This is a genomic window from Pseudomonas sp. WS 5027 (assembly GCF_012985695.1).
Taxonomy (GTDB): Bacteria; Pseudomonadota; Gammaproteobacteria; order Pseudomonadales; family Pseudomonadaceae; genus Aquipseudomonas; species Aquipseudomonas hygromyciniae.
The window spans coordinates 26929-52464 of record NZ_JAAQWU010000005.1 but is presented as its reverse complement, the minus strand read 5'-3'; the positions used below and the strand labels follow the sequence as shown (position 1 = coordinate 52464).

Sequence of the window (25536 nt, the reverse complement as noted above, 5' to 3'; positions counted from 1 at the left end):
ATCATTAACCCCGAGCCTTTGCGCTATTTGTTCGAACCCAGACCATTAGACTGCACTCCAACGCTTAACAGCCAAGGAGTCAGTCATGGGTTTGCTGATTGAAGGACGCTGGCATGACCAGTGGTACGAAAGTAGCGCAGATGGCGCCTTCCAACGGGAACAGGCGCAACGCCGGCACTGGGTCACCGCAGATGGCCAACCTGGCCCAAGCGGTGATGGTGGTTTCAAGGCCGAGGCCGGCCGCTACCACCTCTATGTCTCCCTCGCCTGCCCGTGGGCGCACCGCACCCTGATCCTACGCAAGCTAAAGGGTCTGGAAAGCCTGATCGACGTGTCGGTGGTCAGTTGGCTGATGCTGGAAAATGGCTGGACCTTCGATAAGGCCCATGGCTCTACCGGCGACCAGCTCGACGACTTTGCCTTTATGCACCAGCGCTATACCGCCGATACCGCCGACTACACCGGGCGCGTCACGGTGCCGGTGCTGTGGGACAAGCAGCTCAATCGCATCGTCAGCAATGAGTCGGCGGAGATCATCCGCATGTTCAACAGCGCGTTCGACGGGCTGACTGGCAACACCCTGGACTTCTACCCCGAGCCACTACGCCCGACCATCGATGCGTTGAACGAGCGGATCTATCCTGCGGTGAACAACGGCGTGTACCGCGCAGGCTTTGCCACTTCGCAGCAGGCGTACGAAAACGCGTTTGATGATGTGTTTGCCGAACTGGATCACCTGGAACAGCACCTGGCCAAGCACCGCTACCTGGCGGGTGAATACCTGACCGAGGCCGATGTGCGGCTGTTTACCACGCTGATTCGTTTTGACGCGGTGTATTACAGCCACTTCAAATGCAACCTACGGCGGATTGCGGATTATCCGAATCTGTCGAATTGGCTACGGGAACTGTATCAATGGCCGGGCGTGGCCGAGACGGTGGATTTTGCCCACATCAAGGGGCATTACTATGCCAGCCACCGGACGATCAACCCCACAGGGATTGTGCCGAAGGGGCCATTGCAGGTGTTTGATAGCAAACATGACCGACAGAAGATGAGCAGCAAGGGCGTATGGAGCTAAAGCAAAAACTGTAGGAGCGAGCTTGCTCGCGAAGATCGTCAACGATAACGCTGGCATTCTGGAGGAACGCGGCGCAGTTGAATTTTTCGCGAGCAAGCTCGCTCCTACAGTTGATATGAGTGCCGGTTATCACACCTGGGACTGAGCGCCTTCAAACCACTTCAACTTCTCACGTAACACCACTACTTCTCCTACGATCACCAGCGTCGGCGCATGTACTTCATGCTCCGCTACCAGGCGCGGCAGGTCGGCCAGGGTGCCCGTAAACACGCGCTGGTTGGACGTGGTGCCTTGCTGGATCAGCGCCGCCGGGGTATCCGCCGAGCGGCCGTGGCGGATCAGTTGCTCGCAGATGATCGGCAAGCCAATCAAGCCCATATAGAACACCAACGTCTGCGACGGCCCCACCAGGTCATTCCAAGGCAAATCCGAGGTCCCATTTTTCAGGTGCCCCGTGATGAAACGCACCGATTGCGCATAATCACGGTGGGTCAAGGGAATGCCAGCGTAAGCCGCACAACCACTGGCTGCGGTGATCCCCGGCACCACCTGGAACGGGATGCCATTAGCCGCCAGTTCCTCGATCTCTTCACCGCCACGCCCGAAAATAAACGGATCGCCGCCCTTGAGACGCAGCACACGCTTGCCCTGCTTGGCCAGTTTCACCAATTGCTGATTGATCTGCTCTTGCGGCACCGCGTGATCGGCGCGGCGCTTGCCGACGTACACGCGCTCGGCATCGCGCCGGCACAACTCAAGAATCGCTGGTGCCACCAGGCGGTCATATAGCACCACATCGGCCTGCTGCATCAAGCGCAGGGCGCGAAAGGTCAGGAGGTCCGGATCACCGGGGCCCGCACCGACCAAATACACTTCACCTGGCGCATGGGGCGGCTTGCCATTGACCTTCTCCACCAGCAAACGCTCGGCCTCATCGCCTTGCCCAGCCAGTTGCCGATCAGCAATCGGCCCTTGGAAAACCTCTTCCCAGAAAGCCCGGCGTTGTTGCACATCCGGATACAAACCTTTGACCTGCGCTCGAAAGCGCGCGGCCAGTCCGGCCAGTTGGCCGTAGGTAGACGGAATCCAGGTTTCCAGCTTGGCCCGGATCAAGCGCGCCAAGACCGGCGCGTCACCGCCACTGGACACCGCAATCACCAAGGGCGAGCGGTCGACAATCGCCGGGAAGATCACACTGCACAAGGCCGGAGCGTCCACCACATTGACCGGCACGCACCGGCGCCGGGCATCGCTGGACACTTGCGCATTCAGCGGCTCGTCGTCGGTTGCCGCGATGATCAGGGTGCAGCCATCAAGATCTGCCTCCTGGTAACCACGCACAATCAGTTCACCGCCACTGCCCTGCACCAGTTCACGCAACTGGTCTTCGATCAAGGGAGCAACCACCCGCAGTAACGCGCCGGCGTCAGCCAGTAGCCGGGACTTGCGCAAGGCAATCTCCCCACCACCGACGACCAACACGCGGCTGCCGCGCAGGTTATGAAACAGCGGCAGAAATTCCATTTAGCCGATGACCTCAACGCCCGCCATGTACGGCTTGAGCACTTCAGGCACGCGGATCGAACCGTCAGCTTGCTGGTAGTTTTCCAACACCGCGACCAGGGTACGGCCTACGGCCAGGCCCGAACCGTTGAGGGTATGGACCAATTCCGGCTTGCCGGTTTCCGGGTTACGGAAACGCGCTTGCATGCGTCGGGCCTGGAAATCACCGCAGTTGGAGCACGAGGAAATCTCGCGGTATTTGTCTTGGCTCGGCACCCATACTTCCAGGTCGTAGGTCTTCACTGCGCTGAAACCCATGTCGCCGGTGCACAGCGCCAATACGCGGTACGGCAACTCCAGTAGTTGCAGGACGCGCTCGGCGTTGGCAGTCAGGCCTTCCAGGGCTTCCATGGAGGTCGACGGTTCGACGACTTGCACCATCTCGACCTTGTCGAACTGGTGCTGGCGGATCATGCCGCGGGTGTCTCGGCCCGATGCGCCGGCTTCACTACGGAAGCACGGGCTGTGGGCGACGAACTTGATCGGCAGTTGCTTGGCGTCGAGGATCTCGCCGGCCACGATGTTGGTCAGCGACACTTCGGCAGTCGGGATCAGGTACAGATCGGCCTCGCCATCACGGCTGATCTTGAACAGGTCCTCCTCGAATTTCGGCAACTGGCTGGTGCCCATCAGCGCTGGCGCTTGTACCAGGTACGGGGTGTAAGCCTCTTCGTAACCGTGTTCGCCGGTGTGCAGGTTGATCATGAACTGCGCCAGGGCACGGTGCATGCGCGCGATCGGGCCGCGCAGCAAGGCAAAGCGCGCACCGGACATTTTGGCGGCGGTTTCAAAATCCAGGCCACCGGTCAGCTCGCCCAGGGCGACGTGGTCCTTGATCTCGAAATCAAAGGTTTTTGGCGTGCCCCAGCGGCGCACTTCGACGTTGCCGTCTTCATCTTCGCCAACCGGCACCGACTCGTGCGGCAGGTTGGGAATGCCCAGCAGGATCGAATCCAGCTCGGACTGAATCTTATCCAGCTCGACTTTGCCGTCGGACAGCTCGCTGCCCATGCGCTCGACGTCCGCCATCAACGGCGCGATGTCTTCACCACGCTGCTTGGCCTGACCGATGGATTTGGAACGTGCATTACGCTCAGCCTGCAGTGCTTCGGTGCGGGTCTGGACGGTCTTGCGCTGTTCTTCCAGCGCTTCGATGCGCGCAACATCCAGGGCAAAGCCACGGGATGCCAGGCGGTCCGCTACGTCCTGAAGGTTGCTACGTAACAGTTTGGAATCGAGCATGTCGGTCTCTCGTTTATCAAAGTTTGGTCAAGGACAGGCCAGCCCAAGTGGCAAGCAGCCCGCCGAATACACTGATGGCCAAATAGCCTAATGCCAGCGGCACTTGCCCGCTTTCCAGCAGGCGCACGGTATCCAGTGAAAAGGATGAAAAGGTGGTCAGGCCGCCAAGGAAGCCCACCATCAACCCGGCGCGCACTTCAACTGGCACCTCCGGGCGTAACAGAAACAGGCCGTACAACGCGCCGATCAGCAGGCAGCCCACGATATTAACGGCCAGCGTCGCGGTATAGAAGTGTTTCGGCCAATTGGCGTTGATCCAATTGCCGGTGGCAAAGCGCAACAAAGTACCGGCCACACCGCCAACGGAGACTGCAACGACCAAGGGAATCATGGTTTTCTCCGCTGTTTAGGGCTCAAGCGATCAAGTTGCGCCAGGTGATTGAGCTTTTCTCCAATCTTCAGCTCCAGGCCACGGGGCACCGGCTGGTAGAACGGTTGCGGCTCCAGATCGTCGGGAAAGTAGTCTTCACCGGCTGCATAGGCATCCGGCTCATCGTGGGCGTAACGGTATTCGTCGCCATAACCCAATTGTTTCATCAACTTGGTGGGCGCGTTGCGCAGGTGCAGCGGGACCTCCAGCGAGCCGTGCTCGGCCGCTGCACGCAATGCCGACTTGAAGCCCATGTACACCGCATTGCTTTTCGGCGCACAGGCCAGGTAGGTGATGGCCTGTGCCACCGCCAACTCGCCTTCCGGGCTGCCCAGGCGTTCCTGGACCTCCCACGCCGCCAGGCACAGGCTCAGGGCCCGCGGGTCGGCGTTGCCGATGTCCTCGCTGGCCATGCGCACCACGCGCCGGGCCAGGTACAGTGGATCGCAGCCGCCGTCGATCATCCGCGCAAACCAATACAACGCGCCGTCCGGGTTGGAACCGCGCACAGACTTGTGCAACGCGGAAATCTGGTCGTAAAAGGCTTCACCGCCCTTGTCGAAGCGCCGCCGGGTATCGCCCAGCAGGCTTTGCAGCAGGTCGACGCCAATCTCGCTATGGTCTTCGGCCAGGTCCGAGGCATTTTCCAGCAGATTGAGGAAGCGCCGACCGTCACCGTCAGCCGCCGCCAACAGGATCTTGAAACCCTCCTCCCCCAGGCTAAGGTGGCGCTTGCCCAGGCCCTTGTCCTCGCTCAGCGCCCGTTGCAGCAGCTTGTGCATCGCCGCTTCATCAAGGCTCTTGAGCACATACACCCGCGCCCGCGAGAGCAAGGCGTTGTTCAGTTCAAACGAGGGGTTTTCCGTGGTGGCGCCGATGAAAATCAGCGTGCCATCTTCCACATAAGGCAGGAACGCATCCTGCTGAGATTTGTTGAAGCGATGCACTTCGTCGACAAACAGGATGGTGCGCCGGCCGTACTGCCCGGCCTGCTGCTTGGCGACCTCCACTGCCTGGCGGATCTCCTTGACCCCGGCCAACACCGCCGAGACCGTTTCAAAGTGTGCATCCGAGACTTTCGCCAACAGCCGCGCCAGGGTGGTCTTGCCCACGCCCGGCGGCCCCCAGAAAATCATCGAGTGCAGGGCACCCTGCTCCAAGGCCTCGCGCAGGGGCTTGCCGCGAGCCAGCAAGTGCTCTTGCCCGACATACTCATCCAAATTGGTCGAGCGCAAACGCGCGGCCAAAGGCTGGGCAATCGGGTCACTTCGAAACAGGTCCATGGGCAGCGATTTACTCCTGGATCACATCGGCACCCTTGGGGATGTCGAACTTGAACGTCGAGGCTGGAACAGGCTCATTGGCCTTGACCCCGGTGAACAGGATATTGGTGCGCTGGCCGACACTGTCGACCAGTTGCATATCGTTGATCACGCCGTTGCGGAACGACAGGCGCAGGCTGTCGAACAACGTGTCCTTGGACTTGGGCTTGAGGGTGAAATCGATCACGTTGCTCTGTTGCTTGGAGGTGATCTCGAAACTCTCACTGATCTGCGACACATCACCGGAAAGCAGCAAGGCCGGGGTCTGGCTCAGGCGCGGATCGAGGGTCTTGATGGTCGCCTGCACCAGGTCCGGGTCCCACAGCGTGACTTTCTTGCCATCGGAAACGATGGTCTGCTCGTTGGGCGCGTCGGTTTTCCAGAAGAACAGGCCTGGGCGCTGCACGGCCATTTCACCGGCCGTTTCCTGCAACTGGGTGCCGCCGCCGTCCAGGGTCAACTGGGAGAAGCGCGCAGTCAGGGTCTTGGATTTGTCCAGCAGGTTGGTCAGGCTCGCGACGGATGCCTGGTCAGCGTTGGCCGAAAACGCGGTCAGGGCCAATGCCGGCAACAACAGCATGCGGATAAGACGCATGGGAGTCCTCATAGAATGATGTGAAAGGCGCGCCGCGTGCTGCCACGCGGCACGAGGTCAGTCGCGCATCGGCCCTGGCGCGATCACTTCGCGCGAGCCGTTGGTGTTCATGGCCGTGACGACGCCGGCCATTTCCATGGATTCGATCATACGCGCGGCACGGTTGTAGCCGATCTTCAGTTTACGCTGGACCGCAGAGATCGAGGCGCGACGGCTTTCCAGCACGAACGCCACCGCTTCGTCGTACAGCGCGTCGGTCTCGGCATCATCGTCGCCGCCACCGCTGCCGCCATCGAAGCCGCTGCCGGCCTCCTCGACACCCGCGAGGATATCGTCGTTGTATTCCGGCGCGCCGCGCAGTTTCCACGCCTCGACCACCCGGTGCACCTCGTCATCGGAAACGAAGGCGCCGTGAACGCGGATCGGCAGGCTGGTGCCGGGTGGCATGTAGAGCATGTCACCATGGCCCAGCAGTTGCTCGGCGCCACCCTGGTCGATGATGGTCCGCGAGTCGATCTTGCTCGACACCTGGAACGCCATCCGGGTCGGAATGTTAGCCTTGATCAGGCCGGTGATCACATCCACCGACGGCCGCTGAGTCGCGAGGATCAGGTGGATCCCCGCCGCACGGGCCTTCTGCGCGATACGGGCGATCAGCTCTTCGACCTTCTTACCGACGATCATCATCATGTCGGCAAATTCATCGACCACCACGACGATGGTCGGCAACTTGGTCAGCAGCGGTGCTTCATCGTGAATGCTTTCGCGCTTGTACAGCGGGTCGGTCAGCGGCGTGCCGGCGTCCTGGGCTTCCTTGACCTTGGCGTTGAAACCGGACAGGTTACGCACGCCCATCTTCGCCATCAGCTTGTAGCGCCGCTCCATCTCGGCAACGCTCCAGCGCAGGGCATTGGCGGCGTCCTTCATGTCGGTTACCACTGGGCACAGCAGGTGCGGAATGCCTTCGTAGATCGACAGCTCCAGCATCTTGGGGTCGATCATGATCAGCTTGGCGTCTTCCGGGCCGGACTTGAACAGGATCGACAGGATCATCGCGTTCACACCTACCGACTTACCGGAACCGGTGGTACCGGCAACCAGCAGGTGAGGCATTTTCGCAAGGTCAGTGATCACCGGCTTGCCGCCAATGTCGTGACCCAGGGCCAGGGTGACCGGCGACTTGAAGTTGTCGTATTCCGGGGTCGACAACACTTCGGAGAAGCGCACGATCTGGCGGTCTTCGTTGGGAATCTCGATGCCCACGGTGGTTTTGCCGGGGATCACTTCCACCACGCGCACGCTGGTCACGGCCAGGGAGCGCGCAAGGTCTTTGGCCAGGTTGGAGATACGGCTGACCTTGACCCCCGCGGCCGGCTGGATTTCGTAACGGGTAATCACTGGGCCTGGGTGGATCGAGTCCACCGACACTTCGACGCCAAACTCCTTGAGCTTGATTTCCAGCAGATGGCCGACGGCCGCCAGGGATTCCGGGGAATAGTTGAGTTGTTTCTTTTCCGCCGGGTCAAGGATCGAGATCGGCGGCAAGGTGCCTTCGACGGCGCTGTCGATAAACAGCGGCGCTTGCTTTTCCTTCTGGACACGATGGCTTGGCTCGGGCGCCTTGACCGGGGCGGGAGCGATGACCGGCGGCACTTGTTTCTCGCGATCAGACATGTGCTTGGTCAGGGCCTGCTCGCGTTCGATCAGGCGTTCCTTGACCTTGGCCTGCTCACGGCGATCCGGCGTACTCGGAGCCACCACTTCGTTGACCCGGGTATCGACTTCACGCAATTGCGCAACCATGCGCTTACGGTCAACGCGGGCCGCCCACCAGCGGTTAGCGGCGCCCTGGAACAGTTCGAACAGGTCGAGAGTGATCTTGCCAGTCACATCCATGACCTTGAACCACGACAAGTCGGTAAATACCGTGAGGCCAAACAGGAACAGGGCGATGAACATCAGCGTGCTGCCCTGGATATTCAGGGTCTTGCGGGCCAGGTCACCCAGGCTTTCGCCCAGGGCGCCGCCCGCACCCGCCGGCAGTCCGGTCGGCGCATGGAAATGGATATGGGCCAGCGCCGCGCCCGACAACACCAAAAACACCAGGCCGATCAGGCGCCAGGAGAACAGCCAGCCGCTCCACTGCCACGGCTCATGACGCTGACGGAAGATCTGCCAGGTCTTGATCGCCAGCAGCAACGGGAAGATATAGGCGAAATAACCGAGGATCATGAACAGGATATCGGCGCTGTAGGAGCCCACAGGCCCGCCGAAGTTCTGTACATCGTCGATCTTGCTGTTATGGCTCCAGCCCGGATCGTCCTTGCCGTAGGTCAGCAAGGCCATCATCAGGAACAGGCATAGAGCACCGATGGCAATCAGCGCGCCTTCCTTGAGCCGATAGTGCAGGTGCTGGCGCCAAGCCGGTACTACTGCTGTTTTGGGTGCTGCGGTGGATTTCTTCAAAACGGGTCTTTTCCTGCGCCTTAAGCGCGTCCAACAGTTGAATGACTATAAAAATACTGCCCAATCCGGGCAGGTGAAAAGTGAACGAGCGTCGTCAAGCGTCCTTCAACACTCCGTGACTCAGTCATGAACCGGCGTTAACGCCGGCCCACAAGGATATAGTGCCGCCATTGTACGGGTTTGTGTGCCCGTTGCCACGCTGCCGGTCTCGCTCAGGCAGCATAGACAAGCGCATCGGCCATACGCTTCAATTTGAGCATGCATTGTCTTTACTGACAAAGGCTTATGAGCTGTTTTTATCAGACTGGACAAGCTTTACCCAGCATTACCGCCCAACGGATAGCGACATGACGCGATTACGACCGCATCGCCGCTATAGAGTTGCAGAAACACTCGCTCATGCATCAGGGCACTGATTACGCGATCGTGCTGGCCGAGTGGCGCTAGGTCGACAATAATCACTGCCTACGCGGCGGGCCTTGGCCTGTCACCGCCCTCCCCTTCCGTAAGCCTGACTACCCATGCTCACCTGGTTGCAACGCAACACCCTGACTTTTCCACCGCTGGCCAAAGCCATGCGTGAACCCAACGGCCTGCTGGCTGCCGGTGGCGACCTGTCTGCTGACCGCCTGGTCCAGGCCTATCGTCATGGCTGCTTCCCCTGGTTCTCGGAAGGCCAGCCCATCCTGTGGTGGTCGCCAGACCCGCGCACAGTGTTGTTCCCCGCCGAACTGCACGTATCCCGCAGCCTCGCCAAGCTGCTGCGTCAGCAACGCTACGAGGTGACCTTCGACCAGGACTTCGCTGCCGTCATCCAGGCCTGCGCTGCACCTCGCAGCTATGCAGACGGCACCTGGATCACCGAGGCCATGCAGAACGCCTACCTGCAACTGCACCAACGGGGCTATGCCCACTCTGTCGAGGTATGGAATCAGGGCGAATTGGTCGGCGGCCTATACGGCCTGGCCATGGGTCAGCTGTTCTTTGGCGAGTCGATGTTCAGCCGCGCAGACAACGCCTCGAAATTCGGTTTTGCCACGCTCGTCAGGCAATTGCAGGCCTGGGGCTTTGTGCTGATCGATTGCCAGATGCCCACCGATCACCTGCACAGCCTCGGCGCCCGCGCCATTCCCCGCAGCGACTTTGCCGGTTACCTGCGCGACCACCTTGATCAAGCCAGCAGTGGGCCGTGGGTTTCTTAGGCGACATCCGCGCACCTGGCTTACACTTATTTCAAAGCTTATCCGAGGGTTGATCATGACCGAGTTGGCGCGCTTGAAGTTTTATGCCACTCAACCCCACTCTTGCAGCTACCTGCCCGAAGAACAGGCGACGACGCTGTTCCTCGACCCCAGCCAGCCGATGGACGTGCATGTGTATGCCGATCTGTCAGAGATGGGCTTTCGGCGCAGTGGCGACCACCTGTATCGGCCGCACTGCCAGAACTGCAATGCTTGCGTGCCGGCACGCATACCTGTGGCGCAGTTTTTAGCGGACCGCAATCAAAAACGCATCCTCAAACGTAATGCCGACCTGATCGTGAGCCCAGCCAAGCCCGGTTTCAGCGAGGAGTACTTTGATCTTTACCAGCGCTACATCGAACAGCGCCACGCCGACGGCGACATGTTCCCGCCCAGTCGCGACCAGTTTTCCACGTTCCTGGTACGCGATCTGCCGTTCTCGCGCTTCTACGAGTTCCGGCTTGAAGGAAGGCTGCTGGCGGTCGCGGTCACCGACCTGCTACCCAATGGTTTGTCGGCGGTCTACACCTTTTACGAGCCCACCGAAGAGCGCCGCAGCCTCGGACGCTTCGCCATCCTGTGGCAGATCAGTGAAGCGTCCAGGCAAAACCTGGAGGCGGTGTACCTCGGATACTGGATCAAAAACTGCAAAAAGATGAACTACAAGACCCAATATCGGCCCATTGAGCTGCTAATTAATCAAAGATGGGTCACGCTTAACTAGAACCCCTTGGCTTAAACACCCTTTTTCGGGCACAATGCACGCCGCTTTTGCCTGGCGCAGTTGCACCGGGCCATTCACTGGATACCGAGGGCTTTACTGCATGTCGAAAGAAGACAGCTTCGAAATGGAAGGCACTGTCGTCGACACCCTGCCCAACACCATGTTTCGTGTGGAGTTGGAAAATGGGCACGTCGTAACCGCGCATATCTCCGGCAAGATGCGCAAGAACTACATTCGTATTCTTACCGGTGACAAAGTGCGCGTCGAGCTGACGCCCTATGACTTGAGCAAAGGGCGCATCACTTACCGCGCTCGCTAAGCAAGTCAATACAAAACGCCCGGTTATGCCGGGCGTTTTTGTGTGTGTGGGATTTATAGAGGTCGCAAAACAACTGTAGGAGCGAGCTTGCTCGCGAAGAACCCCAGGACAACGCACCGAATCAGGAAGCATGCGTTATCGTTGGCGATCTTCGCGAGCAAGCTCGCTCCTACAGGTTTACAGCGGTCAGGCCATTTCGGCCGTGGTCTCGAACTCGAAGGTCAGCTCGCCATCCTTCAGGTCGATATGCACCACGCCACCATGGTCGGAGAGCTCGCCGAACAGGATCTCTTCGGCCAGCGGCCGCTTGATCTTGTCCTGGATCAGGCGCGCCATTGGGCGGGCGCCCATTGCCGCGTCGTAGCCTCCCTCGGCGATCCAGCTGCGTGCCGCTTCCGTCACCTCCAGCTGTACGCGCTTGTCTTCCAACTGCGCCTGAAGCTCGGTAAGGAACTTGTCCACCACGCTCTTGATAACCTCATGACTAAGGCGACCAAACTGGATAATGGTGTCCAGACGGTTACGGAATTCCGGCGTGAAGCTCTTCTTGATCACTTCCATGGCGTCGGAAGAGTGATCCTGATGAGTAAAGCCAATGGAAGCCCGCGCAGCCGTCTCGGCACCCGCGTTGGTGGTCATGATCACGATCACGTTGCGAAAGTCCGCCTTGCGCCCGTTGTTGTCGGTCAGGGTCCCGTGATCCATGACCTGCAGCAGCAGGTTGAAGACTTCCGGGTGGGCCTTTTCGATTTCATCGAGCAACAATACGCAGTGAGGCTGCTTGGTGATCGCCTCCGTCAACAGGCCGCCCTGGTCGAAGCCGACATAACCCGGAGGTGCACCGATCAGGCGCGACACGGTGTGCCGCTCCATGTATTCGGACATGTCGAACCGCACCAGCTCAATGCCCATGGCCTTGGCCAACTGCCGCGCAGCTTCGGTCTTACCGACGCCGGTAGGACCGGCGAACAAGAACGAACCCACCGGTTTGTCCGGCGACTTGAGGCCGGCCCGGGACAGCTTGATCGCCGTCGACAGCGAATCAATCGCCGCATCCTGGCCAAACACCGTCAGCTTGAGGTCGCGCTCCAGGTTACGCAGCAGCTCCTTGTCGGAACTGGTGACGTGTTTTGGCGGAATACGCGCGATTTTCGCCACGATATCCTCGACCTGGGCCACTTCAATGCGCTTCACACGCTTCTCTACCGGCTGCAGGCGCTGGTAGGCCCCTGCTTCGTCGATCACGTCGATGGCCTTGTCCGGCATATGCCGGTCATTGATATAGCGCGACGCCAGCTCAGCGGCCGCACGCAGCGCCTCATCACTGTATTCGATGCCGTGGTGCGCTTCGAAACGGCCTTTGAGCCCACGCAGGATACCAATGGTGTCCTCAACCGAAGGCTCGGACACGTCGACCTTCTGGAAGCGACGCGCCAGGGCGCGGTCTTTTTCGAAGATCCCACGAAACTCCTGGAACGTAGTCGAGCCTATGCAGCGGATATCACCGGAAGACAGCAGCGGCTTGAGCAGGTTGGACGCATCCATCACCCCACCGGAAGCCGCACCGGCGCCAATGATGGTGTGGATTTCATCAATGAACAGGATCGCCTGGGGACGCTTTTTCAGCTCGCCAAGCAACGCCTTGAAACGCTTCTCGAAGTCGCCACGGTACTTGGTCCCGGCGAGCAGCGCCCCCAGGTCAAGGGAGTAGACGACACTGTTGGCCAGCAGGTCAGGCACCTGGTTGTCCACAATGCGCTTGGCCAGGCCTTCGGCAATCGCGGTCTTACCCACGCCAGCCTCACCCACCAGCAGCGGGTTGTTCTTGCGACGACGAGCCAGGATCTGCGCAACACGCTCAACTTCCATCTCGCGCCCAACCAGCGGATCGATCCGCCCCTGGCGCGCCAACTCGTTGAGATTGCTGGCATAGGCATCCAGCGGGTTGCTTGAAGAAGAAGACTCACCACCCTCTTCGTCCTGCATATCCTGCTCACCCTCGGAGTGATCGCCATGCCCTGGCACTTTCGAGATGCCATGGGCGATGTAGTTGACGACATCAATGCGGGCAACGCTCTGCTGCTTGAGCAGGAACACCGCCTGGCTTTCCTGCTCGCTGAAGATGGCAACCAATACATTGGCGCCCGTCACTTCACGCTTGCCGGAGCTCTGCACATGGAAGACAGCACGCTGCAACACCCGCTGGAAGCCCAGGGTTGGCTGGGTCTCACGGTCCTCGTCATGCACGGGGATCAGTGGCGTGGTGGAGTCAATAAACTCTTGCAGATCATGCTTGAGCTTGTCGAGGTTGGCGCCGCACGCACGCAGAACGGTGGCGGCAGCTTCGTTATCCAAAAGTGCCAGCAGCAGGTGTTCGACGGTCATGAATTCATGACGCTTCGAACGGGCCTCCTTGAAGGCAAGATTGAGGGTGACTTCGAGCTCGCGGTTTAACATAGCTTCACCTCATACCCAAGTGGTCGGAGTTAACCGTCCTTCTCGATTTCACAGAGTAGCGGATGCTGGCTTTCCCTGGCGTACTGGTTGACCTGCATGGCCTTGGTCTCGGCGATGTCGCGGGTAAACACTCCACATACTGCCCGTCCTTCTGTATGAACGGCCAGCATTACCTTGGTCGCCAACTCGCGGTTCAGATTAAAAAACACCTCGAGTACTTCGACGACGAAATCCATCGGCGTGTAGTCATCATTGAACAAAACCACCTTGTACATCGGCGGCGCCTGTAAAGCAGGCTTGGCCTCCTGAACAGCGATGCCTGCAGAACCGTCATCGTCTTCTAGATGATCCGGGCGATCCTGATTGAATGTTAGTCGAATCTGGCTGAATGCATGCATGGAAAGAAATGTTCGTCTGTTGTGCATTTACAGTGATGGGGGCGACCTGTCAGAAATTCAACTCCGACCGACTGGTCGCCTTGACTATCGGCAAAACGGTGTTACAACCAATAGAACCCACAGTGGGTAAAAAAGGTCCGCGCAGTCAACCTTATTTATTCGGGTTAGGACGGATAAACTGGATGATACTCCAGTGATGGAGTCTGGTGCAGAGGGATATGGGTATGTCTGGCAGCAAGATCAGTGGCAAGGTCAAATGGTTCAACAATGCCAAGGGGTACGGCTTCATTATCGAAGACGGTAAGGATGAAGACCTTTTTGCGCATTACTCAGCAATTACCATGGAGGGTTACAAAACGCTGAAAGCGGGCCAAGCAGTGTCCTTTGAGATTATCCAGGGACCCAAGGGGCTGCATGCTACCAACATCTGCGCAGCGTGTGCCGCCGCCCCTGGAAAACCCAACGAAGACAAGCACGACAAGACAGCTAAATCCGCTCATTCCAAAAAGGAACAAACGGCCTGATCCGCCACTGAGCAGATACAGCACATAAAAAAAACGGCCACCCTGAGTCATCAGGATGGCCGTTTTTTATGGCCTTCGACTTACATATGCGAAATCAACGCATCGCCAAAGCCCGAAGACGACACCAGCTTGGCGCCGTCCATCAGGCGCTCGAAGTCATAGGTCACGGTCTTGGCCGAAATCGCCCCGTTGGTGCCCTTGATGATCAAGTCGGCCGCCTCGGTCCAGCCCATATGACGCAGCATCATTTCCGCCGACAGGATCAGCGAACCTGGGTTGACCTGATCCTTACCCGCATATTTCGGCGCTGTACCGTGGGTAGCTTCAAACATCGCCACGGTGTCGGACAGGTTGGCGCCCGGAGCAATACCGATGCCGCCCACTTCTGCCGCCAAAGCGTCAGAGAGATAGTCACCGTTGAGGTTCAGGGTGGCGATCACATCATATTCGGCCGGACGCAGCAGGATCTGCTGGAGCATGGCATCAGCAATCGCGTCCTTGACCACCACATTGCGGCCGGTACGGGGGTTCTTGAACTGCATCCACGGCCCGCCATCGAGCAGGGTCGCGCCGAACTCTTCGGCCGCCACTTCGTAGGCCCACTCCTTGAAGGCACCTTCGGTGAACTTCATGATGTTGCCTTTGTGCACGATGGTCAGCGATTCACGGTCGTTATCCACTACATATTGCAGGGCCTTGCGCGCCAGGCGCTTGGTGCCCTCTTTGGAAACCGGCTTGACGCCAATCCCGCAATCCTGGTCAAAACGGATCTTGGTGACGCCCATTTCTTCTTTGAGGAACTTGATGACCTTGATGGCTTCCGGCGAACCGGCCTTCCATTCGATGCCGGCGTAAATATCCTCGGAGTTCTCACGGAAGATGGTCATGTCCACATCGCCAGGCTTCTTGACCGGGCTTGGCACACCTTCGAACCAACGCACCGGGCGCAGGCAGACATACAGGTCCAGTTGCTGGCGCAGGGCCACGTTCAGCGAGCGGATACCGCCACCGACCGGCGTGGTCAGCGGGCCCTTGATGGAAACCACGTAGTCCTTGACCGCGTCCAGGGTTTCCTGGGGCAGCCAGGTGTCCTGGTCGTAAACTTGAGTGGCCTTCTCGCCGGCATACACCTCCATCCAGGAGATTTTGCGCTTGCCGCCGTAAGCCTTGTTAACAGCTGCATCGACCACCTTGATCATCACCGGGCTGATGTCGACGCCAATACCGTCACCTTCGATGAAGGGAATGATCGGGTTGTCAGGAACATTGAGAGAATGGTCTGCGTTGACGGTGATTTTGTCGCCGACTGCCGGAACCTGAATCTTCTTGTATCCCATGCTGAACTCCGTTTGTGGATTGAACATCTGGCTGTGCCCGAGCCTACTCCAGTTGAATGTGGACTGGAACCTTGCGCCCGGTACATTTGCTGCGAAAACCGTAGATTCAGTCGCCTACAACCTTGAAACAAAAGGGAAAAACGCCAAACTTGAGCATTACGTGCGACTTTAGGCGCAATCCGGTACCTGCGACCTTTAGACCAATGGACGACCCACCTTTTGTATGAAGGCTCGGCGTAAGCATAGCGACCTATGTATAATGCCGCCGCTGACCAAAGAGTCACGACGGCCGACCGCTCTATATCGAGCACCTGCGCCCGAAAAAGCCGGGTTGCCACAGCAACCCACCCGCTTGACGCTCGACTGATGCAACCCAACATCACCGCGAAGAAACATCGACATTCGGCTCATGGATGACTTTGAACGAACGCGCTTTACCCGGCGCATCTCGAGTTTCCGCGCACGCTTTTAGCAAAGAAGAGAGTTAATCCGAATATGCCCACCCGCTCGAAGATCATCTATACCTTCACCGACGAAGCTCCAGCCCTCGCCACCTATTCACTGCTGCCTATCGTAGAGGCTTTCACCGCTTCCGCTGATATTGAAGTGGAAACCCGCGATATCTCCCTCGCAGGGCGCATCCTCGCAAGCTTCCCCGAGCAACTGGGCACCAAGGCTGTTGCGGACCACCTCGCCGAACTGGGCGCCCTGGCCGTTACCCCTGAAGCCAATATCATCAAGCTGCCGAACATCAGCGCCTCGACCCCGCAGCTGCAAGCCGCGATCAAGGAACTGCAGGCCCAGGGCTACGCCCTGCCGGACTACCCGGAAACCGTAACCACCGACGCGGAAAAAGAAACCCGTGCACGTTACGACAAGGTCAAGGGCAGCGCCGTGAACCCGGTCCTGCGCGAAGGCAACTCTGACCGCCGCGCCCCACTGTCGGTCAAGAACTACGCTCGCAAGCACCCGCACAAAATGGGCGCCTGGGCTGCTGACTCCAAGTCCCACGTGGCTCACATGAGCAACGGCGACTTCTACGGCAGCGAAAAAGCCGTGCAGATCGAAGCAGCCGATGCTGTCAAAATCGAGCTGGTCGGCAGGGATGGCAGCACCACCGTTCTGAAAGAAAAGACCTCCGCACTGGCCGGCGAGATCCTCGACAGCGCCGTGCTGAGCAAGAACGCCCTGCGCGCGTTCATTGCCGCCGAGATCGAAGACGCCAAGAAACAAGGCGTGTTGCTGTCGGTCCACCTCAAAGCCACTATGATGAAGGTCTCCGACCCGATCATGTTCGGCCAGATCGTTGCCGAGTTCTATAAAGATGCCCTGGCCAAGCACGCTACCGTGCTGGAACAGATCGGCTTCAACCTGAACAACGGCATCGGCGACCTGTACGCTCGCATCAAGGCCCTGCCGGCCGACCAGCAAGCGCAGATCGAAGCGGATATCCAGGCGGTCTACGCCGCTCGCCCATCGCTTGCGATGGTCAACTCCGACAAAGGCATCACCAACCTGCACGTGCCGAGCGACGTGATCGTCGACGCCTCGATGCCAGCCATGATCCGTGACTCCGGCAAGATGTGGGGCACCGACGGCCAACTGCATGACACCAAGGCCGTGATCCCGGATCGCTGCTACGCCACCATCTACCAGGCGGTCATCGAAGACTGCAAGGCCAATGGCGCCTTCGACCCAACCACCATGGGCAGCGTGCCAAACGTTGGCCTGATGGCGAAGAAAGCCGAAGAGTACGGCTCCCACGACAAGACGTTCCAGATCAAGGCTGACGGCGTAGTCCGCGTCACCGACAGCAAGGGCAACCTGCTGATGGAACAGTCGGTCGAAGCCGGCGATATCTTCCGCATGTGCCAGACCAAAGACGCGCCGATCCAGGATTGGGTCAAACTGGCCGTCAACCGCGCCCGCGCCAGCAACACCCCAGCCATCTTCTGGCTGGACCCGCTGCGCGCCCACGACGGCGTAGTGGTCGAGAAAGTTCAGGCCTACCTGAAAGACCACAACACCGAAGGCCTGGATATCCGCATCATGTCGCCGGTCGACGCGATGAAGTTCACCCTCGAGCGCACCCGCAAGGGCCTGGACACCATCTCGGTGACCGGTAACGTACTGCGCGACTACCTGACCGACCTGTTCCCGATCATGGAACTGGGTACCAGCGCCAAGATGCTGTCGATCGTGCCGCTGATGAACGGTGGCGGCCTGTTCGAAACCGGCGCCGGCGGTTCGGCTCCAAAACACGTGCAGCAACTGCTGGAAGAAAACTTCCTGCGTTGGGACTCCCTGGGCGAGTTCCTGGCCCTGGCCGCCTCCCTTGAGCATTTGGGTGTGAACTACAACAACCCGAAAGCCCTGGTACTGTCCAAGACCCTGGACCAGGCCACCGGCCAGTTCCTCGACAACAACAAGTCGCCATCGCGCAAAGTCGGCAACATCGACAACCGCGGCAGCCACTTCTACCTGGCGCTGTACTGGGCACAAGCCCTGGCCGCCCAGACTGAAGATACCGCGCTGCAGGCGCAGTTCGCTCAACTGGCAAAAACCCTGGCCGAGAACGAAGCAACCATCGTTGCCGAACTCAACGCCGTACAGGGCAAGCCAGTGGACATCGGCGGCTACTACGCGCCGAACCCAGAGCTGACCAGCAAGGCTATGCGTCCGAGCGCTACCCTCAATGCCGCGATTGCTGCATTGAAGTAAGGCTGTAAGGATGCAAAGAAACCCCGGCCCCGCGCCGGGGTTTCTCTTTGTGCCCAGCACCGTTTTCACTGAAGAAACCCAATCAAAATGTGGGAGCGGGCTTGCTCGCGAAAGCGGTAGCTCAGCCAATATATTCGGTGGCTCAAACACCGCCATCGCGAGCAAGCCCGCTCCCACACCGACCGAGTCACACCCTGAATCGAGGCGTTCAAATGACCTGGCAACCCCACATCACCGTCGCCACCATCGTCGAAGACAACGGTCGCTTCCTGATGGTCGAAGAGCTCAAGGGCGGCCGCGCCGTGCTCAACCAGCCCGCCGGGCACCTCGACCCGCATGAAACCCTGACCGAAGCCGCCGTGCGCGAAACCCTCGAAGAAACCGGTTGGGACGTGGAAGCCACTGGTATCGTCGGCATCTATCTGTACACCGCACCCAGCAATGGCGTGACTTACCAACGGGTCTGCTTCATTGCCAAAGCCCTGCAACACCACCCGGACTATCAGCTCGACGAAGGCATCGTGCGCGCTCGCTGGCTGACCCGTGACGAACTGATGGCTGTACGCGACGACTGGCGCAGCGAGCTGATCATCCGCTGTATCGATGACTATTTGGCCGGCCAGCGCCACAGTCTCGAACTGATCCGCCCTTCTCTTTAGCCTTGCGGGCGTGAGCCTGCTAGAATCGCGTCCTTTTTCAAGACACCCGTTGAAATCCTATGCGTGATCCAGCCCCTTCTGACACACAAAAGAAGCGCGTCATCGTCGGTATGTCCGGCGGCGTGGATTCTTCCGTTTCCGCCGTTCTGCTCATGGAGCAGGGTTATGAGGTGGAAGGCCTGTTCATGAAGAACTGGGAAGAAGACGATGGAACGGAATACTGCACCGCCATGGACGACCTGGCCGATGCCCAGGCCGTGTGCGACAAGATTGGCATCAAGCTGCACACCGCCAACTTCGCCGCCGAGTACTGGGACAATGTGTTCGAGCACTTCCTGGCCGAATACAAGGCCGGCCGCACGCCGAACCCGGACATCCTGTGCAACCGGGAAATCAAGTTCAAGGCGTTCCTCGGCTACGCCATGATCCTCGGTGCCGACCTGATTGCCACTGGCCACTATGTGCGCCGCCGCGATATCGATGGCCGCACCGAATTGCTCAAGGGCCTGGACCCGAACAAGGACCAGAGCTACTTCCTGCATGCCGTCGGTGGTGAACAGATCGCCAAGACCCTGTTCCCGGTAGGCGAACTGGAAAAGCCCGAAGTGCGCAAGATCGCCGAGAAACACGGCCTGGCCACCGCCAAGAAGAAGGACTCCACGGGGATCTGCTTTATCGGCGAGCGTCGCTTCAGCGACTTTCTCAAGCAGTACCTGCCGGCCCAGCCGGGCGAGATCAAGACTACCGAAGGCGAAGTCATCGGCCGTCACCACGGCCTGATGTACCACACCATCGGCCAGCGCCAGGGCCTGGGCATCGGCGGCCTGAAAGACGCCGGTGAAGAGCCGTGGTATGTGCTGGTCAAGGACCTCGAGCACAACGTGCTGATCGTCGGCCAGGGCAACGAGCATCCCCTGCTGTTCTCCGGCGCGCTGCTGGCCTCGGAGATCTATTGGGTCAACCCGATCGACCTGAGCACCCCGCGCCGCCTGACCGCCAAGGTGCGCTATCGCCAGAGCGACCAGCCCTGCACCCTGGAAAGGACTGCCAGCGGCTACCGTGCCACGTTCGATGATCCACAACGTGCGGTCACGCCCGGCCAGTCCGTGGTGTTCTACGACGGTGAGATCTGCCTGGGGGGCGGCGTGATTGAAGTCGCCGAACCCTGGAGCAACCCGGCATGAACCCGACCCAGGAGCAATTGACGGCATTGGGCGGGGTCTTCCTCGCCGCAGTGCTAGTAGACAAAATCGCCAAGACCGGCCAGGTGACCGAGGCTGGGCTGACCTGCATGCTCGGCAGCCTGCTGGTGGTTGATCCGAAGGACACCCTGGACGTGTACGGCGGCGACGACCTGAGCCTGCGCGAAGGTTATCGGGCCCTGATCGGTGCGCTCGAGCGCGACCCAAGCACCCTGCAGCGCGAGCCGCTGCGCTACGCCTTGTCGATGCTCGGCCTTGAGCGGCAACTGGCCAAGCGCGGCGACCTGCTGGAAACCATCGGCAAGCGCCTGCCGCAGATCCAGTCCCAGGTCGAGCACTTCGGCCCGGCCCACGAGAACGTGATCGCCGCCTGTGGCGCCTTGTACCAAGACACCTTGAGCACTCTGCGCCAACGGATCCAGGTCCACGGCGACATGCGCAACCTGCAACAACCCAACAACGCCTCGAAAATCCGTGCCCTGCTCCTGGCCGGTATTCGTTCGGCGCGCTTGTGGCGCCAGTTGGGCGGTCATCGTTGGCAGTTGGTCATCAGCCGTCGCAAATTGCTCAAAGAGCTTTACCCGTTGATGCGCAACGAATAAGTCGCAGCCACGGGCTATTTTCAAGCCGTTACGCGTAATACGCCGGTCAGTTGGCAACGGACCGGCGGATTTTTTCATGTATGATACGCGCCCCATTTCGTTGCCCGACTGTCCGAGAACACCCCATGCAGCTCTCTTCGCTCACTGCGGTTTCCCCTGTTGACGGCCGCTACGCCGGCAAAACCCAGGCCCTGCGCCCTATTTTCAGCGAATACGGCCTGATCCGTGCTCGTGTACTGGTTGAAGTGCGCTGGCTCCAGCGCCTGGCCGCTCACCCTGCCATCAGCGAAGTGCCGGCGTTCTCCGCCGAGGCTAACGCTGTACTGAACACCCTGGCGGAAAACTTCTCCCTGGAGCACGCCGAGCGTGTAAAAGAGATCGAGCGCACCACCAACCACGACGTCAAAGCCATCGAGTACCTGCTCAAAGAGCAAGCGGCCAAGTTGCCGGAACTGGCCCAGGTCAGCGAGTTCATCCACTTTGCCTGCACCAGTGAGGACATCAACAACCTGTCCCACGCCCTGATGCTGCGCGAAGGCCGTGATGACGTGATGCTGCCGCTGATGCGCCAGACCGCCAATGCTATCCGCGAACTGGCCATCCGCTTCGCCGACGTGCCGATGCTGTCGCGCACCCACGGTCAGCCGGCTTCGCCGACCACCCTGGGTAAAGAACTGGCAAACGTGGTGTACCGCCTGGAGCGCCAGATCGCTCAAGTGGCCGCCGTGCCATTGCTGGGCAAGATCAACGGTGCCGTAGGCAACTACAACGCTCACCTGTCGGCCTACCCTGAGATCGACTGGGAAGCCAACGCCCGCGCCTTCATCGAAGACGAGCTGGGCCTGGGCTTCAACCCGTACACCACGCAGATCGAACCCCACGACTACATTGCCGAGCTGTTCGACGCCATTGCGCGCTTCAACACCATCCTGATCGACTTCGATCGCGATATCTGGGGCTACATCTCCCTGGGCTACTTCAAGCAGCGCACCATTGCGGGCGAAATCGGCTCGTCGACCATGCCGCACAAGGTCAACCCGATCGACTTCGAAAACTCCGAAGGCAACCTGGGCATCGCCAACGCCTTGTTCCAGCACCTGGCCAGCAAGTTGCCGATCTCCCGCTGGCAGCGCGACCTGACCGACTCCACCGTATTGCGCAACCTCGGCGTGGGCTTTGCCCATAGCGTGATCGCGTACGAAGCCAGCCTCAAAGGCATCAGCAAACTGGAACTCAACGCGCAGAAAATCGCCGCTGACCTGGACGCTTGCTGGGAAGTCCTGGCCGAGCCGATCCAGACCGTAATGCGCCGCTACAACATCGAAAACCCGTACGAAAAGCTGAAAGAGTTGACACGCGGCAAGGGCATCAGCCCCGAGGCGCTGCAAACTTTCATCGACGGCCTGGACATGCCAGCCGCGGCCAAGGCCGAGCTGAAACTGCTGACCCCGGCCAACTACATCGGCAACGCTGTAGACCAAGCCAAACGCATCTGATTGCGGCTTGACCCCTTGAGACGCCCGGCAGCGCCGGGCGTTTTTATTCCCGTCTGAAAAGTGCTTTTTTTCAATAGGTTACACATGAATCCTGATATTCCTCTTCAACTTCTAGGCGGCATCACTGCACGGGAATTCCTGCGCGACTACTGGCAGAAAAAACCGCTGCTGATCCGCCAGGCCATTCCTGATTTCGAAAGCCCGATCGATGCCGACGAACTGGCCGGCCTGGCGCTGGAAGAAGAAGTCGAGTCGCGCCTGGTGATTGAGCACGGCGAGCGCCCTTGGGAGCTGCGTCGCGGCCCGTTTGCCGAAGACGCCTTCAGCACCCTGCCCGAGCGCGAGTGGACCCTGCTGGTGCAGGCGGTCGACCAGTTTGTACCGGAAGTGGCCGAGTTGCTGGAGCAGTTCCGCTTCCTGCCAAGCTGGCGCATCGATGACGTGATGATCAGCTTTGCCGCCCCCGGTGGCAGCGTCGGTCCACACTTCGATAACTACGACGTGTTCCTGCTGCAAGCCCAGGGCAAGCGCAACTGGAAGATCGGCCAGATGTGCAGTTCGGAAAGCCCGATGCTGCAGCACGCGGATCTGCGCATCCTCGCCGAATTCGAAGAGAGCGCCGAATGGGTGCTGGAACCGGGCGATATGCTCTACCTGCCACCGCGCCTGGCGCACTTCGGCATCGCTGAAGATGACTGCATGACGTACTCGGTAGGTTTCCGAGCACCAAGCGCCGCCGAAGTGCTGACCCACTTCACCGACTTCCTCAGCCAGTACCTGACGGATGAAGAGCGCTACACCGACGCCGACGCCCAGCCTGTCAGCGACCCACACCAGATCCAGAGCGATGCCCTCGACCGCCTGAAAAGCCTGCTGGCCGAGCACATGAGCGACGAGCGCATGCTGCTGACCTGGTTCGGCCAATTCATGACCGAGCCGCGCTACCCGGAACTGGTCGCTGGCCCCGAAGAACTGGCGCAGGAAGAAGTGATCAGCAGCCTGGAAGACGGCGCAGTGCTGATCCGCAATCCGAGCGCGCGCCTGGCCTGGTCCGAAGTGGACGACGACGTATTGCTGTTCGCCAGCGGCCAGAGCCGTTACCTGCCAGGCAAACTGCGCGAACTGCTGAAGTTGATCTGCGCGGCCGACGCCCTGCACGTCGACAACCTGGGTCCGTGGCTAGCCGATGAAGATGGCCGTGACCTGCTGTGCGAACTGGTCAAGCAAGGAAGCCTGGGGTTTGCCGATGAATAAAATTCACGTAAGTGTCGCAGACTGGCAAAAGGATATCGCCGAGATCCGGCGCATTCGTGAAGCGGTATTTATCGCTGAGCAATCGGTTCCACCTGAGCTGGAGTGGGACGCAGACGACGCTGGAGCCATGCACTTCCTCGCGTTCGAAGGCGACTTTCCCATTGGCACTGCACGCCTGCTGCCCAGCGGCGAGATTGGTCGCGTGTCGGTCCTCAAGGACTGGCGCGGGCTGAAGGTCGGCGACAAGCTGATGGAAGCGGTGATTGGTGAGGCCGAGAAACGCGGTCAGAACCGCCAGTTCCTCAGCGCGCAGGTGTATGCCGCGCCGTTCTATGAGCGGCTGGGGTTCAAGATTGTCAGCGAGGAATTCCTGGAAGTCGGGATTCCCCATGTGGATATGGTGCGCGAGGGCTGATCCGAGTCCGAGTCGCCCCCATCGCAGGCAAGCCAGCTCCCACACTTGGAATGTAGGCCCCTGTGGGAGCAGGCGAGCGAGCTTGGTATTGCAAGCGGGCTTGCTGTGGCGAGCGGGCTTGCCCCGCGCTGGGCTGCGTAGCGGCCCCCTCTAACCAAACGCCGAGTTCTTCCTGAAAGAACTCGGCGTTTTTATTGGGGCTGCTACGCAGCCCAGCGCGGGGCAAGCCCGCTCGCCACAACAATCTAGTGCCAACCAGTTCGATAAACTGGCACCATCAAGCCCAAATGACTCGCAGAGATAACGGACATGTCCCTACGCACCCTAGTCGCCAGCTTGCTCTTGGCCGTCAGTTTTTCGGCAATGGCAGCCACCGAAGTCCTACCCCTGAACAACCGCACCAGCGCCGACCTGCTGCCGGTCGCGCAGAATTTCATTGGCAAGGACGGCACTGTCAGCGCCTACGGCAATCAACTGATCGTCAATGCCGAGCCCGACAAGATCCAAGGCCTGCGCGCCCTGCTCGCACAACTGGACACTCCATCCAAGCGCTTGCTGATCACTGTCGACACCAACGAAAACAATCAGCAGACCAACCGTCAGGTCATCACCTACAGCACCGAAAGCCGAGACGGTGGGATTCAGCAGATCCAGGCCAGCGAAGGTGTGCCCGCGCTGATTCAGGTCGGCCAAAGCGTGCCACTGACCACCACCCAGCCCGACGCCTATGGCCGCCCGCAGAACCAGACCCAGTACCGCAACGTCACCCAAGGCTTCTACGTCACCGCCAGCGTCACCGGCGAGACCGTGCACCTGAGCATCAGCACCAATCGTGACCGTATGAGCCAGGAGCGTCCCGATGTAGTGAATGTGCAAAGTACCGACACAACCGTCAGCGGACGCCTAGGCGAATGGATCACCTTGGCCGGTATCAATCGCCAGACCCAGGCCGACAAACAGGGCGCTACCCGCACCTACTCGACCCAGGGCCGGGATGACCTGACTTTGCGTGTCAAAGTCGACACCATGAACTGAAGCACCAAAAACTGACTGATTAGTCGTATTAGACCAAAGATGTAGTGCTATAAAAAAAGCACTACAAAACATTTGACGATCCAAAAAAGCATGGGCATGATGGCCTCGCTCCCGCTAATCAGGGGCCCTGGCAAGGGCCTTCGGATCGTCGCTCTAAGCTACCCACCTGAGCCGATTCGTGTCTGTACTGCCCACAAGGCGTGTTTGACGAGGTTGCGACTGGAACGAAGTTGTCCCGAGGGACGGAAGCTAACCAGGTAACCCGGCAACACACTGATGGATCGTACCAAGGCCCACGACGCCCGAAGACTGTTCTCGGTTCGCCTCTACCTGCTCACTTTCTCCCTTGAGCCTATCGTTCATCCCGTCGCCTTCCCCGCCAAGCCCACCTTGACCGCCTAAGCTTCTGGTCAGCGAGCAGCCAATCCCACGCACTGAATACGTGGCTGGCAA

The 25536-nt window shown here is 59.7% G+C and carries 23 protein-coding genes; 14 read left to right on the top strand and 9 right to left on the bottom strand.

Translation table 11 applies throughout. The annotated features are described in order from the left end of the window. The first annotated feature begins 85 nt into the window (after positions 1 to 85). Both HBO09_RS08270 and HBO09_RS28830 read left to right on the top strand, forming a co-directional pair. On the top strand, positions 86 to 1081 hold the full coding sequence (locus tag HBO09_RS08270; protein WP_169993161.1) for a glutathione S-transferase family protein: 996 nt from the start codon (positions 86 to 88) through the stop codon (positions 1079 to 1081). A 22-nt stretch (positions 1082 to 1103) separates the two neighbouring features. Next, positions 1104 to 1226 carry a hypothetical protein gene (locus HBO09_RS28830; protein ID WP_262381200.1) on the top strand — a complete coding sequence of 41 codons (123 nt, stop codon included), beginning with the start codon at positions 1104 to 1106 and terminating at the stop codon, positions 1224 to 1226. Here the strand turns inward: HBO09_RS28830 and cysG are convergent. From cysG to ftsK, 6 genes are read right to left on the bottom strand one after another with little or no spacing between them, the layout of a single operon-like run. Further along, positions 1211 to 2605, bottom strand: coding sequence for a siroheme synthase CysG (gene cysG, locus HBO09_RS08265; protein WP_169993163.1), 1395 nt, complete (start codon positions 2603 to 2605; stop codon positions 1211 to 1213). The genes HBO09_RS28830 and cysG overlap by 16 nt on opposite strands. After that, positions 2606 to 3886 (bottom strand): serine--tRNA ligase, encoded by a 1281-nt coding sequence (gene serS / locus HBO09_RS08260; RefSeq protein ID WP_169993165.1) that lies wholly within the window; start codon positions 3884 to 3886, stop codon positions 2606 to 2608. 16 nt (positions 3887 to 3902) lie between these two features. Next, positions 3903 to 4277: a fluoride efflux transporter CrcB gene (gene crcB, locus HBO09_RS08255; protein WP_169993167.1), complete on the bottom strand. Its 375-nt coding sequence runs from the start codon at positions 4275 to 4277 to the stop codon at positions 3903 to 3905. After that, a complete protein-coding gene (locus HBO09_RS08250; protein ID WP_169993170.1) occupies positions 4274 to 5599 on the bottom strand; it encodes a replication-associated recombination protein A in 1326 nt (441 codons plus the stop codon). The genes crcB and HBO09_RS08250 overlap by 4 nt, the downstream gene beginning before the upstream one ends. Positions 5600 to 5609: 10 nt before the next feature. Next, on the bottom strand, positions 5610 to 6233 hold the full coding sequence (lolA, locus tag HBO09_RS08245; protein WP_169993172.1) for an outer membrane lipoprotein chaperone LolA: 624 nt from the start codon (positions 6231 to 6233) through the stop codon (positions 5610 to 5612). Positions 6234 to 6290: 57 nt separating this feature from the next. After that, positions 6291 to 8699, bottom strand: coding sequence for a DNA translocase FtsK (ftsK, locus tag HBO09_RS08240; RefSeq protein WP_169993174.1), 2409 nt, complete (start codon positions 8697 to 8699; stop codon positions 6291 to 6293). A 521-nt stretch (positions 8700 to 9220) separates the two neighbouring features. On the opposite strand from ftsK, the gene aat reads away from it, so the two are divergent. The 3 genes from aat to infA all read left to right on the top strand — a co-directional run bounded on the left by aat (position 9221) and on the right by infA (position 10983). Continuing rightward, positions 9221 to 9901 (top strand): leucyl/phenylalanyl-tRNA--protein transferase, encoded by a 681-nt coding sequence (gene aat, locus HBO09_RS08235; protein ID WP_169993177.1) that lies wholly within the window; start codon positions 9221 to 9223, stop codon positions 9899 to 9901. A 55-nt stretch (positions 9902 to 9956) separates the two neighbouring features. Beyond that, the gene (locus HBO09_RS08230) at positions 9957 to 10664 is read left to right on the top strand and encodes an arginyltransferase (protein ID WP_169993179.1); all 708 of its coding nucleotides are present in this window, start codon (positions 9957 to 9959) and stop codon (positions 10662 to 10664) included. Positions 10665 to 10764: 100 nt separating this feature from the next. Continuing rightward, the gene (gene infA, locus HBO09_RS08225) at positions 10765 to 10983 is read left to right on the top strand and encodes a translation initiation factor IF-1 (protein ID WP_002553999.1); all 219 of its coding nucleotides are present in this window, start codon (positions 10765 to 10767) and stop codon (positions 10981 to 10983) included. A 186-nt stretch (positions 10984 to 11169) separates the two neighbouring features. On the opposite strand, the gene clpA is transcribed toward infA, so the two are convergent. Both clpA and clpS read right to left on the bottom strand, forming a co-directional pair. Continuing rightward, positions 11170 to 13440: an ATP-dependent Clp protease ATP-binding subunit ClpA gene (clpA, locus tag HBO09_RS08220; RefSeq protein ID WP_169993181.1), complete on the bottom strand. Its 2271-nt coding sequence runs from the start codon at positions 13438 to 13440 to the stop codon at positions 11170 to 11172. Positions 13441 to 13469: 29 nt separating this feature from the next. Then, on the bottom strand, positions 13470 to 13838 hold the full coding sequence (clpS, locus tag HBO09_RS08215) for an ATP-dependent Clp protease adapter ClpS (RefSeq protein WP_029293391.1): 369 nt from the start codon (positions 13836 to 13838) through the stop codon (positions 13470 to 13472). Between the two features lie 224 nt (positions 13839 to 14062). On the opposite strand from clpS, the gene cspD reads away from it, so the two are divergent. Then, the gene (gene cspD, locus HBO09_RS08210; RefSeq protein ID WP_169993183.1) at positions 14063 to 14362 is read left to right on the top strand and encodes a cold shock domain-containing protein CspD; all 300 of its coding nucleotides are present in this window, start codon (positions 14063 to 14065) and stop codon (positions 14360 to 14362) included. Between the two features lie 80 nt (positions 14363 to 14442). Here the strand turns inward: cspD and icd are convergent, their stop codons facing one another. Continuing rightward, positions 14443 to 15699: an NADP-dependent isocitrate dehydrogenase gene (icd, locus tag HBO09_RS08205; RefSeq protein ID WP_169993185.1), complete on the bottom strand. Its 1257-nt coding sequence runs from the start codon at positions 15697 to 15699 to the stop codon at positions 14443 to 14445. A 495-nt stretch (positions 15700 to 16194) separates the two neighbouring features. On the opposite strand from icd, the gene HBO09_RS08200 reads away from it, so the two are divergent. The 8 genes from HBO09_RS08200 to HBO09_RS08165 all read left to right on the top strand — a co-directional run bounded on the left by HBO09_RS08200 (position 16195) and on the right by HBO09_RS08165 (position 25083). Then, the gene (locus HBO09_RS08200; RefSeq protein WP_169993187.1) at positions 16195 to 18420 is read left to right on the top strand and encodes an NADP-dependent isocitrate dehydrogenase; all 2226 of its coding nucleotides are present in this window, start codon (positions 16195 to 16197) and stop codon (positions 18418 to 18420) included. Between the two features lie 212 nt (positions 18421 to 18632). Further along, entirely contained in the window at positions 18633 to 19079 is a 447-nt protein-coding gene (locus HBO09_RS08195) for an NUDIX hydrolase (RefSeq protein ID WP_169993189.1), read from the top strand. 59 nt (positions 19080 to 19138) lie between these two features. Then, complete coding sequence (mnmA, locus tag HBO09_RS08190) at positions 19139 to 20263, top strand: tRNA 2-thiouridine(34) synthase MnmA (protein ID WP_169993191.1); 1125 nt, start codon at positions 19139 to 19141, stop codon at positions 20261 to 20263. Next, complete coding sequence (hflD, locus tag HBO09_RS08185; RefSeq protein WP_169993193.1) at positions 20260 to 20883, top strand: high frequency lysogenization protein HflD; 624 nt, start codon at positions 20260 to 20262, stop codon at positions 20881 to 20883. Before mnmA ends, hflD begins: the two co-directional genes overlap by 4 nt. A 125-nt stretch (positions 20884 to 21008) precedes the next feature. Continuing rightward, positions 21009 to 22379: an adenylosuccinate lyase gene (gene purB, locus HBO09_RS08180; protein ID WP_029293372.1), complete on the top strand. Its 1371-nt coding sequence runs from the start codon at positions 21009 to 21011 to the stop codon at positions 22377 to 22379. A gap of 84 nt (positions 22380 to 22463) precedes the next feature. After that, the gene (locus tag HBO09_RS08175) at positions 22464 to 23633 is read left to right on the top strand and encodes a cupin domain-containing protein (RefSeq protein WP_169993195.1); all 1170 of its coding nucleotides are present in this window, start codon (positions 22464 to 22466) and stop codon (positions 23631 to 23633) included. Further along, entirely contained in the window at positions 23626 to 24048 is a 423-nt protein-coding gene (locus tag HBO09_RS08170) for a GNAT family N-acetyltransferase (protein WP_169993197.1), read from the top strand. Before HBO09_RS08175 ends, HBO09_RS08170 begins: the two co-directional genes overlap by 8 nt. Positions 24049 to 24357: 309 nt before the next feature. Then, positions 24358 to 25083, top strand: coding sequence for a secretin N-terminal domain-containing protein (locus tag HBO09_RS08165; RefSeq protein ID WP_169993200.1), 726 nt, complete (start codon positions 24358 to 24360; stop codon positions 25081 to 25083). The last annotated feature ends 453 nt before the right edge of the window (positions 25084 to 25536 follow it).